The organism is Synechococcus sp. MU1611 (genome assembly GCF_020514255.1).
Lineage (GTDB): Bacteria > Cyanobacteriota > Cyanobacteriia > PCC-6307 > Cyanobiaceae > Parasynechococcus.
The window spans coordinates 38,990-53,335 of the sequence record NZ_VTLC01000006.1 but is presented as its reverse complement, the minus strand read 5'-3'; the positions used below and the strand labels follow the sequence as shown (position 1 = coordinate 53,335).

Here is a 14,346-nt window from a genome sequence, read left to right as displayed (position 1 = left end):
TTTCTCCAGGTTGTTCATCCAAACCTGCCTTCGGGCAGGTTTTTTTGTGTCTGCCCGAAGGTAGGTGGTGATCCGGATGAACCATCAAAAAAGCCAGGAGCGTGAGCCCCTGGCGTATTGGAGTCAATCTGCGAAGCAGATGAATCAGTCGGGAGTTTTACTGGCTTGCAGGCGAGCCCTGGCTTCATTCAGCTGTTGCTGTGCCTTGAGCTTTTCCGGAGAAGCCGGTTGGCCTTCCATGCCAGCCACGACGGTTGAGGCTTTCTGGAAGGCGGCTTCGGCGGTACCGGCATCGATGGCGCTGCCCAGTTCGGCTTTGTTCACCAGAACGGTGACTTCGTCGGCATCGACTTCGGCGAAACCACCCATCAGAGCGATGGAGTTCCAGGCTCCGTTGGCACGAACCCGCAGAACACCGATGTCGATGGCGGTGAGCAGCGAAATGTGGCCGGGCAGGATGCCGAGTTGACCGGTGGTACTAGGCAGGATCACCTCGTCGGCGCTGCCATCAAAGACGTTCTGGTCTGTTGCCAGCACGCGGAGGGTGAGGGACATGAACCTTGGTTCGAAAAGAGAACGGACTGTCGAGAAACACGTGATTGGGGGTGTGAATCACACCCCCGCAAGGATCACTTGGTTTCGGCGGCGATCTTCTCGGCCTTGGCTTTCACTTCCTCGATGTTGCCCACCAGGTAGAAGGCGGCTTCGGGGAGGCTGTCCAGCTCGCCGGCGAGGATCTGGTTGAAACCGGCGATGGTGTCGTCCAGCTTCACGTACTTACCGGGCATGCCGGTAAAGATTTCAGCCACGAAGAAGGGCTGGGAGAGGAATTTCTCCACCTTGCGGGCACGATCCACGGTGCGACGGTCGTCTTCCGACAGTTCGTCGAGACCCAGAATCGCGATGATGTCCTGGAGTTCCTTGTAGCGCTGCAGGGTGGACTGCACTGCGCGTGCGGTGCGGTAGTGCTCGTCACCCACCACTGCTGGCTGCAGCATGGTGCTGGTGGAATCCAAAGGGTCCACAGCGGGGTAGATGCCTTTGGAGGCCAGGGCACGGTTCAGCACCGTGGTGGCATCGAGGTGAGCAAAGGTGGTCGCAGGAGCGGGGTCGGTCAGGTCGTCAGCAGGGACGTAAACCGCCTGAATCGAGGTGATGGATCCCTCAACGGTTGAGGCAACACGCTCTTGGAGAGCACCCACGTCGGTGCCGAGGGTGGGCTGGTAGCCCACAGCGGAAGGCATGCGGCCGAGAAGTGCGGACACTTCGGAACCGGCCTGCACGAATCGGAAGATGTTGTCGACGAACAGCAGAACGTCCTGCTTGTTCACGTCGCGGAAGTGCTCCGCCATGGTCAGAGCGGAGAGACCCACGCGCATCCGGGCGCCGGGGGGCTCGTTCATCTGGCCGTAGCAAAGGGCCACCTTCGACTTGGAAAGGTCGTCAGCGTTGATCACGCCAGACTCTTTGAATTCCTCATAGAGGTCGTTGCCTTCGCGGGTGCGCTCGCCCACGCCGCCAAAGACAGACACACCGCCATGCTCTTTGGCGATGTTGTTGATCAGCTCCTGAATCAGCACGGTTTTACCCACGCCGGCACCGCCGAACAGGCCCACCTTTCCGCCTTGGCGGTAAGGAGCCAGCAGATCGATCACCTTGATGCCGGTTTCGAAAACCTTGGGCTTTGTTTCCAGTTCGGTGAGGTTGGGCGCCTCGCGGTGGATGGGAGCAGTGGTTGTGGTGTTGACAGGTCCTTGCTCGTCAACGGGCTCGCCGAGAACGTTGAAGATTCTGCCCAGGGTGGCTTCGCCGACGGGCACTGAGATCGGTGCACCGGTGTCGACGGCTTCCATGCCGCGGACGAGTCCGTCGGTGCCACTCATGGCAACGGCGCGAACACGGTGGTCACCCAGCAGCTGTTGAACTTCAGCCGTCAGAGCGACGTCATCACCTGCGGGGTTTTTGCCCTCGATGCGCAGGGCGTTATAGATCTTGGGCAATTTCCCTGCGGGAAATTCCACGTCCAGAACCGGGCCGATCACCTGACGGATCACACCCTTGGTGCCAGCAGATGCAGGAGCAGAAGCGACCATAGGTAAGGAGAGTTGCGGGAACAGGCGCTACGCGCTCGGACCCATTCAGAGCGGCGCAACCATACCACTGTCAGTTCAACGCTCCCATCGGTTGGGTCGGCACAGCCTGCGGTTCGGACACCCGCACAGCTCTAGGACTAGAAAAGGGGCCGCCCGATTGCATACGTTGGCACTCATCGGCATCGAGTGCCAACTCGGTTCGATGCGTGGCGCATTGCGCCCTGTCCCTGCTCCTGCAAGTACCCATGGCTGCTGTTTCTCTCAGCGTCTCAACTGTTAAACCGCTCGGCGACCGCATCTTCATCAAGGTCTCCGAATCCGAAGAGAAGACCGCCGGCGGCATCCTTCTGCCCGATACCGCAAAGGAAAAGCCCCAAGTGGGTGAAGTGGTTCAAGTGGGCCCCGGCAAGCGCAACGACGATGGCAGCCGTCAGGCTCCCGAAGTCGGTGTGGGCGACAAGGTCCTCTACAGCAAGTACGCCGGCACCGACATCAAGCTCGGCAGCGATGAATACGTGCTGCTGTCCGAGAAAGACATCCTGGCTGTCGTCAACTGAGATCAGCTCTGCTGAGTTGCGGCTCAGCCATCCCTATTCATCATTCATCCTCTTCATTAGGAAACGCCTTCCATGGCAAAGCGCATCATTTACAACGAGAACGCCCGTCGCGCTCTCGAGAAAGGCATCGACATCCTGGCTGAAGCCGTTGCGGTGACCCTGGGTCCCAAGGGCCGCAACGTGGTGCTGGAGAAGAAGTTCGGTGCACCCCAGATCATCAATGACGGTGTCACCATCGCCAAGGAGATCGAGCTTGAAGATCACATCGAGAACACCGGTGTTGCTCTGATCCGCCAGGCCGCCTCGAAAACAAACGACGCTGCCGGTGACGGCACCACCACCGCCACCGTCCTGGCTCACGCCATGGTCAAGGCCGGTTTGCGCAACGTGGCCGCCGGTGCCAATGCGATCACTCTGAAAAAGGGCATCGACAAGGCCTCCGATTTCCTGGTAAGCAAGATCCAGGAAATGGCCAAGCCCATCGCTGACAGCAACGCCATCGCTCAGGTCGGCACCATCTCTGCCGGCAACGACGAAGAAGTCGGCAAGATGATTGCCGATGCCATGGACAAGGTTGGCAAGGAAGGTGTGATTTCCCTCGAAGAGGGCAAGTCCATGGAGACCGAGCTCGAGGTCACCGAGGGCATGCGTTTCGACAAGGGCTACATCTCCCCTTATTTCGCGACTGACACCGAGCGGATGGAAGCCGTCCTCGACGAGCCCTACATCCTGCTCACCGACAAGAAGATCGGCCTGGTTCAGGATCTCGTGCCTGTGCTGGAGCAGATCGCACGGACCGGCAAGCCTCTGCTGATCATTGCTGAGGACATCGAGAAGGAAGCTCTCGCCACCCTGGTGGTGAATCGTCTGCGGGGCGTGTTGAACGTTGCTGCTGTGAAGGCTCCTGGTTTCGGCGATCGCCGCAAGGCCATGTTGGAAGACATGGCTGTTCTGACCAATGGTCAGCTGATTACCGAGGACGCTGGCCTCAAGCTGGAGAACGCCAAGCTGGAGATGTTGGGCACCGCCCGCCGCATCACCATCAACAAAGACACCACCACCATCGTTGCCGAGGGCAACGAGGCGGCTGTCGGCGCCCGCTGCGAACAGATCAAGAAGCAGATGGACGAGACCGACTCCACCTACGACAAGGAGAAGCTGCAGGAGCGCCTGGCCAAACTGGCCGGTGGCGTCGCTGTGGTGAAGGTGGGTGCGGCCACCGAAACTGAGATGAAGGACAAGAAACTCCGTCTCGAGGACGCCATCAACGCCACCAAGGCGGCTGTTGAGGAAGGCATTGTTCCTGGTGGTGGCACCACCCTGGCTCACCTGGCTCCGGCCCTGGAGCAGTGGGCTGCCTCCAGCCTCTCTGGCGAGGAGCTGATTGGCGCCAACATCGTGGCTGCTGCTCTGACCGCTCCGCTGATGCGCATCGCTGAAAACGCAGGTGCCAACGGTGCTGTTGTGGCTGAGAACGTCAAGGCTCGCGCAGGTGCCGAGGGCTTCAACGCAGCTTCCGGCGAGTACGTCGACATGCTGGCTGCCGGCATCGTTGACCCCGCCAAGGTGACCCGCTCCGGTCTGCAGAATGCCGCATCGATTGCTGGCATGGTGTTGACCACTGAGTGCATCGTGGCTGACTTGCCTGAGAAGAAGGAAGCAGCTCCTGCCGGTGGCATGGGCGGCGGTGACTTCGACTATTGACGTCTGTGCGGGTGGTTCGCAAACCACCGAATCACCCACATCCCAGTCATATCAAGAGGTCCTGCGGGGCCTCTTTTTTTGACTCAGTCATTGCCTTGTCAGATCTAGACCCTTCAAGACATCGAACGGTTGGGGTGCGGTTTCAGCTGCAAGACATGAATGAGTAGGGGTGCAGAAGTGCGCGGGTTAATGTATTGATTCGTCTGGTTCTGTCGGGACAAATGCCACAGCGCCTTGGTGCCTTTGCCGCTCAGTTCGCCCCGGAGACGCTCCAGCGTTTTAAGGATCTCTGTCGACGCCAAGACAAGGCTTACTCCAAGGTATTGGAGCGTCTGGCGTTGTTGTACGTCGAAACGGATGGAGGAATTCTTTCTACAGCAGGGTCTGCGGCACCACCATCACAAGGCGTACAAAAAAGGCAAGTTCAAGTTGAATCACTGCAAAATAAATTGTTAGAAGATCTTTTGAAACGTGTTGAGATCCTCGAAAAGAAAGAAACCAAAATGTTGTATGAGTTGGATCGCGTTCATAAGGAACTTGCCTTCTTTGGATCAGGCCTGAAGGCACCAGGCCTTTGACTAACTTATTACTAAAGATCGGTGGTGATCGGCACTAGCCGTTCACTTAAATTCAACATGGTTATGATCATATTTATGACAACTTCTATGTGTATGCTGTAGCTAATTAATCCAGAACCTGATACATCTGCCTTCTTTCTTCTATCACTAGCAAACAAGTTTCCGACATCGCTCACGAGCGACTTGTCGACCAGTTTCACGGTTGTATTGTTGATTCCCATAGAAAAAACACAATGTTTCTCGTTGGAATGTAAAATACCTGGCTTTTTGCAAAATCGATGAGGAACTAGCTGGCCTGCACCAGCGTTTGCAATAAAAAAGTCAACAGACTGGCACCATTGAATTTTTTTTCGATAAGTTTGACCAACAAGGTTGACGATAGAAGCGTTTGAATAAGGCAATAGTTTATGCCTTATCGAATCGACAACCACAAGGTCTTGACCAATGGGAGTTGACTTGCTGCCCTTGATGGGCTGCCCATCAGTGTATTCATATTGCGTGAATCCATCAATTAAGAATACAAACGAATCGAACCATGGTTTTAGGTTTTCCACAAGAGTTGGTAGAAAGTCTTCTTGCTCGACCCATATTCTTTTTTGCCCAGAAATGCCAAACCAAAGGGTAAGAGTTCTTTTTTTACCCGTTAATTTTTTTAGCTTATTAATTGCTGTATTCCATCCATGGAGACCTTTTAAGCTGTCGTCATGGACAACTTTTTCCATTTCGTCGGTATATTTGTCAAGCTTCGTCCCCAATTGAGTTGATCCAATGACCAATGGGAACATAGAAAATGTAGGCTGATCTGTTGTTGAAGGCGTTCTCCTTTTTAGACTTTTTGGGATAAAAAATGAATTATTGCTAATAATTGGCTTTTTAGTTTTTAAATGCACCAGCCACTTGAGTTGGTCGTAGAAGTGATGATATGGTCTTAATTGATCAAGTAAGTACCCAGAAAATATCGCTTGCTCTGCCCAGCTTTGCGTTAGGCCAGCTTTATTATAGTTTTTGATAACTCTATTGATGTGGTTTAGTATTTGATTGTCATTGGGCGAAGATTTGTGCTTGCCTGAATGTGTTTCTGAAAAAATAGCATCAACGAACGAAGTAGATTGACACAATATCCAACGGTGCCGATTGGTTGAGTCATGAAAGAAAATAAAGTTGCACATTCCATGACGCATGCTTTTAACTGGGAATGTGTCCACAGCATCTATAAAAGGATGAGGTAAGTGCAATATGCCTTCACATGTGTCAATCCCTTTAACTATTTCGAGGATTATTTCGACTTCTTGGTTTTCAATTGAACTGATTATTTTTTTCCATAGTGGACTGCAGACTTCTTCTGCAAGAGAGCTTGATAGTTTTGGTGGGATGAAAAAATTGTATTTCTCTGGCTTTTTTGAGTTTAATTTTTTTTTCATTTAAGCACCTTGCTCTCGTTTCAAATTATACATCCTTGCTATTCATTGAGTGCGCTCAATGTGCAATGTTGTTGGTAGCAGCTCTTGGCTGGGGAATTTTATATTGATACTGACATCAGTTGTCAAGATGAGAGCCTGGGTATAAGCCTGTTTTGTATCTCTTGATTTGATAATTGGTGACTGGCTTGGATCGTTTCTAAGTTAAGTTTGGATTCCTCTATTTTGGTGGTATTTTCTTTCCAGTGATTTTCGTGGAATATATTTTCTCTGTATGTCGTGGTCGAGCTTTATCGACTCGCGGTTTAAAGCTTTGAAAGTTCTGTCCTCGCGCGTTCCAATAGTTTTCCTAATTTTAATCCTTGGGGTCGATTCTCTTTGGCGACTTCCAAAAGTTCAACCTCCGTGGTTTTCGAAACTTTCCCCGACTGGCTCAATTCGATGATGGCGTCTACGGTGTCGTTGGAGAGTTTTCGCTTGGACTCATTGGTCAATGTCTGTTGGAGTGTATCTCCGATAAGGCAGATAGATATGGTTTCCTCGTCACGAATTTTTTGAACTTGTTCGGGCGAACTCTCTTGTATTACTTCATGGCTGAGAGTTGAGAGCATTGTTAATTGTTCATTTGGGTCAAGGCATGCATTAATTGTTTGAAGATAGGCATCGTTTTGTTCGTAGACTTTCTCCAGCTGTGGCTTGATAAGTTTGCATTGCTGGGCCTCGATCTGAGGTTGACTTTTGATCAATGCGTCTGAAATTCTTGTACTAATCCATGGAAATTTGCTGTAGTAAAGAGCGTTGATCGTGATCAGCATCTCAAGTTCTTTTCGGCTTAGACTTCGGTTGATGATTGCTCCAGCCATCTGGTCTTCGGGATAGAGTTCTTCGGCACCAACCAATTTGAAAATTAATTGTGAGATGTCTCGTTTGTGCCTGGAGTAATTAATTATTGTATTGGAGATATTTGACTCATTCATTAATTCAATGATTTCAGCAGCCTTTGCATGATGGGATGATATGAAATGTCTTGCTCGAAGGAATTGCTCTAGTGGCATAGAGTCTCCATGTCGCTTAACGCGTTGTTGGTATTCTGAAGAAAGCATCTCTTCGATCTCTCGTACTGCCAGAATGATGTGCATGTCAATATTGTTCTCCCACTTGCTTTTGTTTTGAATTAATTCTGGAACCAGCCAAAAAAGTGATTCCGAACTTAAAATAATTTTTAAATTATCTCCATTATTTGCGGCGATTTCGAGCAATTCATCGCTCAAGCTCACTTCGGATTTGGGCTCCCAATTTCCGGACGTGATTTCCAGTCGAGATGCTCGATCCCGGAGTGATTGCTGAATGGGATAACTGATTCCTTGCTCGGCTAAATCGTTTGAAGCGATAGCAAGGGATGACTGGATGGCGGAAGTGCCAGTTTTGCCATGACCAATGTGCAGGAAAAGCTTTGTTTTTTTCACTGCACTCCAGTTATCCCTACAACTTTAGCATTGGCCTTGACGTCATCGTTTGCATTCTGTAGTGAAAATTTTAGGCATTGCATTAAGTCGCTATTTTGCTCTAACCTTTATTGAAATAGGGGCTTCTGAGGTTTTAAGTGACGCGAAAGCTGGTCATTCATGTTGGAGCTCAGAAGTGTGCTTCTTCCTCCCTTCAAGCCTCTCTGCGGCTTGTTGCTCAGGCATCAAAGGGTGGCCTTGGATTTTGCTTTTTAAATCCTGAGAAACTACGTGATGCAGATCAAGCTCTGAAGAAGAATAGTAAAACCGCTTTTCATTATGTCGATCTTGTTCTTTCCGGCCAATCGAGTTCCAAGGTTGTTGTCAGCCATGAAATGTTGGGTAATCGTCCAGCTTTGGTGTGTTCGATAGCGGAGCGGGCATTGGAGAAGCATTCATTCGATCATGTTGTTGTTTCTGGCTATTCCAGATTGCAATCTAATTATCATGTTTCTGCGTTCTCTCAATGGTTTTTTCGAGATCGAAAGAAGCTTCTTAGCGATTTAAAGGTTTTGTCAAAATATAATTTAAATTGGCGTCAATTCACGGCTCTTGAGCGTAGCTTACTTGCTTTGTCTCTTGTTGGTAAAGATCGCAATTGGCACTCCAACTATCGGCGTTTTTGTGACGGGGTCAAGAGTCTTGGTGATTCTGTCACGGTCGTGAGTTGCCATATCCCAACACGCTCCAATCCTTACTCATTGCTTGAGCATTTTCTATCTTCGACAGGGATACCTTTGGAGCTTGAAGAGCTGGAATCATTTGATGTGCGAAAGAATCTTTCCTTTCATCCAGTATTGATTCATGGGATGTCTGCTTATCTCAGCTCATTGCGGCCATTGCAGCAGTCGTTTTTTCCGCACCCCCATGAAGGGAATCGATGGCTCTTTCGTGTTTGCAAGCGTCTGTCTGCTGGTCAGGATCTAATGGCTGAGTTTGATTCATTATTTTCTCCTCGTCTTCAGAATTCCCTGATCGGTCATCTCGACTGCAGGGCATCGTCGAGTAATAAGCAGTATTGCGAATTAATGTCTGTTGATTTTAGTTATTTCCAGCCATCTGATGAGGCCTCGCTTTTGTTAGAGGAAGAGTTACTGGATCTTGCTAGAGATACAGAGCAGAGTCGTAATGCAGAAGATATAGGTCATTTCGATCGCAGGATTCAAAATGCATGTATGCAGAGTATGCGCGCAGAAATTGTGAGTTCCTGAGTGCTGGTTTGTTTAGGTCAACCAGCCAGCACTCAGGATCACGGCCAAGGACAGGAACAGCGCGAGACAGGTCCATGTCAGCCGATTTAACGTTGCTTCCGCGCTACTGGCGCTGCTGAACATTGAGCTGCCGCTGGCAGCCAGTCCACCCATGCCATCACCTTTAGGGCTGTGCAGCAGCACCAGGACAATGAGAAGAATGCCGGTGCCGATCCAGCTCCAGGACAGAATTGAGGTCAACATCAGACAGAGAGAGGCAAGCGAGCGGTTTTGGGGGATGGGTCCATGTTGGACATTGGCGCAATAAGGCTGAGACCGGTCATGGCCTCCGGTTGCGGCAGGTCGAGGATCTGAAGCAAGGTTGGTGCAATATCGGCCAGACCTCCGTTATCGCGGAGTGTGATCCCATTGCCATGGCCAGGAAGCTTGCGCCGTTCTCCCTCGATGAGGATCGCGGGCACAGGATTGGTGGTGTGGGCTGTCCACGCCTGTCCATCCGGTCCCTCCATCAATTCTGCATTGCCGTGATCGGCCGTGATCAGCATGGTTCCACCCTGACGGCCTACCGCATCCAACAGCCGACCAATGCAGCCATCCACGGTTTGGATCGCCTCCTTCGCGGCATCCATTACACCGGTATGCCCAACCATGTCGGGGTTGGCGTAGTTGATCACAATCAGCGAATATTCAGCCTTTTTGATGGCAGCAACGCAGCTGTCGGTGAGTTGCTCGGCAGACATCGCCGGTGAAAGGTCATAGGTGGCGACTCTTGGAGAGGGCACCAGGTGGCGATCTTCTCCATCCAAGGGTTGTTCGATCCCGCCGTTCATGAAGTAGGTGACATGGGGATATTTCTCGGTCTCGGCTGTGCGGTACTGCTTAAGCCCCGCGTCAGCCACCACTTGGCCCAGCAGCTGGTCGAGCGGCTCCGGTGGGAAGACGACGTGGACGGGCAGATCCTGTTCGACCTGGGTGAAGGTCACCACGTCCAATGAGGGAACGCGGCTGCGCTCGAACGATTCAAAGTCTGCAAGGCAGAGCGCCTGCACGATTTGACGAGCGCGATCGGGGCGGAAGTTGAAGACCAGAACACTGTCGCCGTCCTTGATGACGCTGTTCTGCAGGCGCACTGGTTCGAGGAATTCATCGGTGATTCCCTCGGCATAACTGGCAGCCAGCACCTGATCAGGTTTGCGGCTGTCAACGGCGATCTCCGGATCGGTGTAGAGGTTGTAGGCCTTTTCGGTGCGGTCCCAGCGCTGGTCCCGGTCCATGGCCCAGTAACGGCCACAGAGGCTGGTGAGCTGGCCCACGCCGCATCTGCTTAGAGCTTCTTCAACCTGGCTGATGTAGTTCGGTGCGCTCTGGGTTGGTGTGTCGCGACCATCAGTGATGGCATGGACGGCGACATCGGAGAGGCCGCTATCGGCAGCCCACTGGATCAGTCCACAGAGGTGGTTCACATGGCTGTGGACACCGCCATCGGAGCAGAGGCCCAGCAGGTGCAGGGTCCCTCCCCGTTGTTGGATCCGTTCCACCAGCGCCTTGAGCACCGGTCTCGTACCCAGTTGATTGCTGCGCACGGTGTCGCTGATCCGCACCAACTCTTGGCGGATGATGCGCCCCGCACCGATGGTTAGGTGGCCTACCTCTGAATTGCCCATCTGCTGATCGGGCAGGCCAACGTGGGATCCGCTGGCTTCAATCAGCGTGTGCGGATACGCATGCCACAGGGCATCCATCACCGGTGTGCCGCTTTGTTGGATCGCGTTGTGCTCGCTTGCGTCCCGGTGGCCCCAGCCATCAAGAATGGCGAGGACAACAGGTGCCACTGTTCCGGAGCGACCTGAACCGTTGGTAGTGCTGTTCCCCACGTTCACCCGCGACCGACGGTTCTTAAGGACTTTTGCAGAATCAACCTAACGCTCCGTCAGCCCTCAGGCTGCAGTTTCACCCGATCCCCACACCGCTGCACTGCTTTATCACCCATGGCTGACCCTGACAGGATTGAAATTCTCTCGGAGCGCGAGCTTGGTTTCACCCTGACGCGCTTGGCGTCTCAGGTGCTGGAGAGTGCCGAAGACAGCCGCAGGCTCATGTTGCTGGGCATCCCAACACGAGGTGTTCAGCTGTCCAGGGTTCTGGCGGGTGAGTTGGAAAGGCTGACGGGTCACGCTATCTCTCAGGGTTCGATCGATCCCACATTCCATCGCGACGATCTGGAGCGCATCGGGACCCGTTTGCCCCAGCTGACATCGCTGCCCAACAGCATTGAGGATCGTCTGGTGATCCTTGTGGACGACGTGATCTTCACTGGTCGGACGGTGCGTGCTGCGCTGGAAGCACTGCAGAGTTGGGGACGTCCGCAACGGGTGATGCTGCTCGCCATGGTTGATCGAGGCCATCGCGAACTGCCTATTCAGCCTGATTTCTGTGGGCGCGTCGTTCCAACTCGACGCAGCGAAAGCATCGAACTGCGTTTGCAGGATGTGGATGGCGAGGAGGGGGTGTTCCTCAGCCGCGTCAGCCCGCTGACTTGAGTTCGTCGGCTCGGAAGTGGGCTTTGTAGCGGCCGAAGGCAACGATCACAGGCAGCGTCGGGCTGATCACCCGTCCCTTCCAGTCGTTGAGGACGTTCACCACATCACCGCTCTGCCCTTTCATGTCAAAGGCCTGCCCCCGGTGTTCGGGATGGTTGAACACCACGACGGATGCCTCAACCGTCACCCTGTCGCCCGCCTGCATCGCACCTGAATCATCCACCGAGCCATTTTGTCACGGGCTCGGAGATGCGCGTCGACAGAAACTTTCTGGCCCGTCTTCTTCGACGCGACCGCCGAGATGGTTGCATCCTGAGGAAAAGGCCGTCCAAGGGTCCAGGCCTTGGCGCAATTGATCCTGGACGGCAGCATCTAGCGCCTCACCACTGATGACATCGGCATGCACCGCTGGATGCTGTTGGTGCGCCTGGGCATCGTCGAGAGCCTGAATCGCACTCTCCACCCGTTCTCGGGTGGCACGGGCCTGCTGCTGCCACCAGGGATGGTCGAGTTTGTTGAGGCTGTCCAGGGCCTCCCACCAGCGTTCCTGCTCCACCAGTTGCACCAGCCGACGCTGTTCCAGTTGATTGCGGTTCCAGATCTCCATCAGCGTTGCACTGAGTTGGCTGATCGAACTGCGGGAGTGGCCTTTCAGCGGTTCCAGCAGGTCGAGCGCTTTCTGAAGTTCCCCCTGACGAAACAGGGCGAAAGCCTGATCCTTTAGGGCCTGTCGCCAGCGTTCAAGGGTCTCGCGATCGACGTCAAGGTCGCCGTGGCCCGATGCGACCAGTTGTTGCTGCAGTGCTAAGGCGGCGATGGGGTCACTTTGTTCCCAAAGCTGTTCGGCATGCTTCCGGCGGCAGAGTGCCTGTTCTTTGGGTGCCCCATCGCCCAACCAGCGCAGGGATGCCAGTTGCTCACTGGTGCGAATGCAGGCCTCGAAGTTGTTGGCGTTGAGCGCACTCTGGAGCCGTTCAGGCAGTTGTTTTTCCCACCAGTAGGCGCCTGCTGCGATCGACAGAACCAGCCCCAGGGTTCCGAGACCCCAGAGCCGCAGCAGCAGATGGCGCGGTGCCGCCAAGAACGAATGAACAAAAGCTGAATCTGTTTTATGGATTGACAGCTGCTGTTCCAAGGGGCTGTGGACGGACGTGTTATCGGACAGCCCCCAGCATTGGGTGGCCCCACGCTTCTCCAGAGCGCAGATCCATGATTTCCAGCTGAAGCTGCGCTTCAGAATCAATGCTCCAGCGCAGCCTCAAGCAGTCTTCGCCCTTTTCGCCTTCCGGTTCGAGGGGCAGCACCAGAGCGTCGCCTGGCCAGGGCTGATGGGAGATCTCGCCTGCGGGCTGCTCTTGGAGGGTCGGCAATCCATCGATAAAGACCACGCTGTGGCTGCCCTGCGGGATTGGTTCCCCCAGCACAACCTCCAGGCTGTCTTGCCCTGTCTGGCTTGCGGCCAGCACAAGTTCCAGGGGAGCCGGACTCGGCCAAGGTTGTCCGGCCATGAATAGGGGATGCCAGCGGTGGCTGTTGCTGCGCTGATCCCAGAAGCGCAGGGAAACGCCGTGTTGAAGCACATCTCGAATGGCGACCCCTGGTGTGAGTCGCAGGGCGCCGAGGGCCACGGCTTCCACTGGTGGCGGGGTGAGCAAGCGTGCTGGTGCTGTGTTCTCGGTGAGCCACTGGCGCAGGAAAGGCAGCCGGGCACCTCCTCCGACGGCTACGACGCCTTCCAAATCTTCCAGGCTGCAATTGTTGCGGCGACCACCGGCCAGACAGGCCTCCAGAAGTTGTTCGAGGGCGTCCCCGAATCCCCGCTCCAGCAGCAGGGTGTTGAGCTCGCTGCGTGACAGGCGGAGAACATGCTCCTGGTCATCCACCGCCAACTCCATCAGCTGCTCGCGTTCGGCCAGCGTGGTGTCGCTCAAACGGCATTTCAGGCGTTCGGCGGCGTTGAGCAGGGTGGAATTGGCGGGTTGACCCGGGCAACAGCGATCCACAATCCAGCGATCGATGTCGCGGCCGCCGAGACGCAGCCCTGCCTTGCCCAGAACCTTGGCTGTGCGCAGCATCTGGCGGCTGTTGTCCCCCAGGCTGCGTCCCCCCAGCCGCAGCAGTTGTGCGATCGGTGCTGCACGACCTTCGCCTCCTTCCAGCGCCACCAAAGCCAGATCGAGGGTGCTCCCCCCCAAGTCCACCACCAGCAGCGTGGATCCGGCCGGGAGCCCTGCACCCATGGCTGCTGCGGTGGGTTCATCCACCAGGGCAATTTCGGCCACCGGCAGCGCGGTGCAGGCCTGCAGCAACCAGCTTCGATAAGCCCTGTAGCACTCCACCGGGGCGGTGAGCACCAGCCGCTCAATTGCGAGGTCAGGGGGGAGCCGACTCCAGATCTGCTGAAGCAGCTGTTCCCCTGCCCAGCGGGCTGCCTCCTGATCTGGGGCGTCGGCTTGACCGATGCGGCCCTTGAAGTCCCGATGCAGACGGATATCACTGGAGTCATTGAGCCCTGAATCGAGCACCTGCCGACCAATCAGGGGCCGTTGCGTCGCGTTCCAAACCAGGCTCGGGATTTCACCGGCCCGACTGCAAATGGCTGGCAGGTTCAGCAGATCGGCTGTGGCTGATGTCGAACTCTGATACGCCACCACCGTGGTGGTGCTGCCCAGATCGATGGCGAGTGTTCCGCCCCGCTGTGCTGAATGCTGAAGCTTTTCTTCGCCCACGCGATCTGTGA

Annotated in this window: 14 protein-coding genes; 5 read left to right on the top strand and 9 right to left on the bottom strand. The window is 54.5% G+C overall.

The annotated features are described in order from the left end of the window. Positions 1 to 144: 144 nt before the first annotated feature. The gene (gene atpC / locus FZZ92_RS11455) at positions 145 to 555 is read right to left on the bottom strand and encodes an ATP synthase F1 subunit epsilon (RefSeq protein ID WP_115022395.1); all 411 of its coding nucleotides are present in this window, start codon (positions 553 to 555) and stop codon (positions 145 to 147) included. 74 nt (positions 556 to 629) lie between these two features. Further along, entirely contained in the window at positions 630 to 2,093 is a 1,464-nt protein-coding gene (atpD, locus tag FZZ92_RS11450) for a F0F1 ATP synthase subunit beta (protein ID WP_115022393.1), read from the bottom strand. A gap of 245 nt (positions 2,094 to 2,338) precedes the next feature. On the opposite strand from atpD, the gene groES reads away from it, so the two are divergent. From groES to FZZ92_RS11435, 3 genes are all read left to right on the top strand, one after another. Continuing rightward, positions 2,339 to 2,650 carry a co-chaperone GroES gene (groES, locus tag FZZ92_RS11445; protein ID WP_115022391.1) on the top strand — a complete coding sequence of 104 codons (312 nt, stop codon included), beginning with the start codon at positions 2,339 to 2,341 and terminating at the stop codon, positions 2,648 to 2,650. 72 nt (positions 2,651 to 2,722) lie between these two features. Next, positions 2,723 to 4,354 (top strand): chaperonin GroEL, encoded by a 1,632-nt coding sequence (groL, locus tag FZZ92_RS11440; protein ID WP_115022388.1) that lies wholly within the window; start codon positions 2,723 to 2,725, stop codon positions 4,352 to 4,354. A gap of 221 nt (positions 4,355 to 4,575) precedes the next feature. After that, positions 4,576 to 4,932, top strand: a complete 357-nt coding sequence (locus tag FZZ92_RS11435; RefSeq protein WP_115093302.1) for a hypothetical protein — start codon at positions 4,576 to 4,578, stop codon at positions 4,930 to 4,932. 11 nt (positions 4,933 to 4,943) lie between these two features. On the opposite strand, the gene FZZ92_RS11430 is transcribed toward FZZ92_RS11435, so the two are convergent. Together FZZ92_RS11430 and FZZ92_RS11425 are read right to left on the bottom strand one after the other, a co-directional pair. Beyond that, on the bottom strand, positions 4,944 to 6,353 hold the full coding sequence (locus FZZ92_RS11430; RefSeq protein WP_226423256.1) for a hypothetical protein: 1,410 nt from the start codon (positions 6,351 to 6,353) through the stop codon (positions 4,944 to 4,946). A 302-nt stretch (positions 6,354 to 6,655) separates the two neighbouring features. After that, on the bottom strand, positions 6,656 to 7,816 hold the full coding sequence (locus FZZ92_RS11425; RefSeq protein ID WP_226423255.1) for a hypothetical protein: 1,161 nt from the start codon (positions 7,814 to 7,816) through the stop codon (positions 6,656 to 6,658). A gap of 137 nt (positions 7,817 to 7,953) precedes the next feature. On the opposite strand from FZZ92_RS11425, the gene FZZ92_RS11420 reads away from it, so the two are divergent. After that, the gene (locus FZZ92_RS11420; protein ID WP_226397982.1) at positions 7,954 to 9,066 is read left to right on the top strand and encodes a hypothetical protein; all 1,113 of its coding nucleotides are present in this window, start codon (positions 7,954 to 7,956) and stop codon (positions 9,064 to 9,066) included. 12 nt (positions 9,067 to 9,078) lie between these two features. Here the strand turns inward: FZZ92_RS11420 and secG are convergent, their stop codons facing one another. Both secG and gpmI read right to left on the bottom strand, forming a co-directional pair. Beyond that, the gene (secG, locus tag FZZ92_RS11415) at positions 9,079 to 9,309 is read right to left on the bottom strand and encodes a preprotein translocase subunit SecG (RefSeq protein WP_115022383.1); all 231 of its coding nucleotides are present in this window, start codon (positions 9,307 to 9,309) and stop codon (positions 9,079 to 9,081) included. Then, complete coding sequence (gpmI, locus tag FZZ92_RS11410) at positions 9,309 to 10,946, bottom strand: 2,3-bisphosphoglycerate-independent phosphoglycerate mutase (RefSeq protein WP_226397983.1); 1,638 nt, start codon at positions 10,944 to 10,946, stop codon at positions 9,309 to 9,311. The genes secG and gpmI overlap by 1 nt, the downstream gene beginning before the upstream one ends. A 108-nt stretch (positions 10,947 to 11,054) precedes the next feature. On the opposite strand from gpmI, the gene pyrR reads away from it, so the two are divergent. Then, complete coding sequence (gene pyrR, locus FZZ92_RS11405) at positions 11,055 to 11,606, top strand: bifunctional pyr operon transcriptional regulator/uracil phosphoribosyltransferase PyrR (protein WP_226397984.1); 552 nt, start codon at positions 11,055 to 11,057, stop codon at positions 11,604 to 11,606. Here the strand turns inward: pyrR and FZZ92_RS11400 are convergent. The 3 genes from FZZ92_RS11400 to FZZ92_RS11390 all read right to left on the bottom strand — a co-directional run bounded on the left by FZZ92_RS11400 (position 11,590) and on the right by FZZ92_RS11390 (position 14,335). Then, the gene (locus FZZ92_RS11400) at positions 11,590 to 11,811 is read right to left on the bottom strand and encodes a ferredoxin-thioredoxin reductase variable chain (RefSeq protein ID WP_115022378.1); all 222 of its coding nucleotides are present in this window, start codon (positions 11,809 to 11,811) and stop codon (positions 11,590 to 11,592) included. The genes pyrR and FZZ92_RS11400 overlap by 17 nt on opposite strands. Before the next feature lie 30 nt (positions 11,812 to 11,841). After that, the gene (locus FZZ92_RS11395; protein WP_226423254.1) at positions 11,842 to 12,687 is read right to left on the bottom strand and encodes a hypothetical protein; all 846 of its coding nucleotides are present in this window, start codon (positions 12,685 to 12,687) and stop codon (positions 11,842 to 11,844) included. Between the two features lie 73 nt (positions 12,688 to 12,760). Then, positions 12,761 to 14,335, bottom strand: a complete 1,575-nt coding sequence (locus tag FZZ92_RS11390; protein ID WP_226397986.1) for an Hsp70 family protein — start codon at positions 14,333 to 14,335, stop codon at positions 12,761 to 12,763. Positions 14,336 to 14,346: the final 11 nt, after the last annotated feature.

Excerpts from the sequence above, each read along its gene's own strand:
- atpD (WP_115022393.1), bottom strand. The coding sequence starts at position 2,093 with ATGGTCGCTTCTGCTCCTGCATCTGCTGGCACCAAGGGTGTGATCCGT.
- atpC (WP_115022395.1), bottom strand. The coding sequence starts at position 555 with ATGTCCCTCACCCTCCGCGTGCTGGCAACAGACCAGAACGTCTTTGAT.
- FZZ92_RS11430 (WP_226423256.1), bottom strand. The coding sequence starts at position 6,353 with ATGAAAAAAAAATTAAACTCAAAAAAGCCAGAGAAATACAATTTTTTC.
- groL (WP_115022388.1), top strand. The coding sequence starts at position 2,723 with ATGGCAAAGCGCATCATTTACAACGAGAACGCCCGTCGCGCTCTCGAG.
- FZZ92_RS11400 (WP_115022378.1), bottom strand. The coding sequence starts at position 11,811 with ATGCAGGCGGGCGACAGGGTGACGGTTGAGGCATCCGTCGTGGTGTTC.
- pyrR (WP_226397984.1), top strand. The coding sequence starts at position 11,055 with ATGGCTGACCCTGACAGGATTGAAATTCTCTCGGAGCGCGAGCTTGGT.
- FZZ92_RS11435 (WP_115093302.1), top strand. The coding sequence starts at position 4,576 with ATGCCACAGCGCCTTGGTGCCTTTGCCGCTCAGTTCGCCCCGGAGACG.
- secG (WP_115022383.1), bottom strand. The coding sequence starts at position 9,309 with ATGTTGACCTCAATTCTGTCCTGGAGCTGGATCGGCACCGGCATTCTT.
- groES (WP_115022391.1), top strand. The coding sequence starts at position 2,339 with ATGGCTGCTGTTTCTCTCAGCGTCTCAACTGTTAAACCGCTCGGCGAC.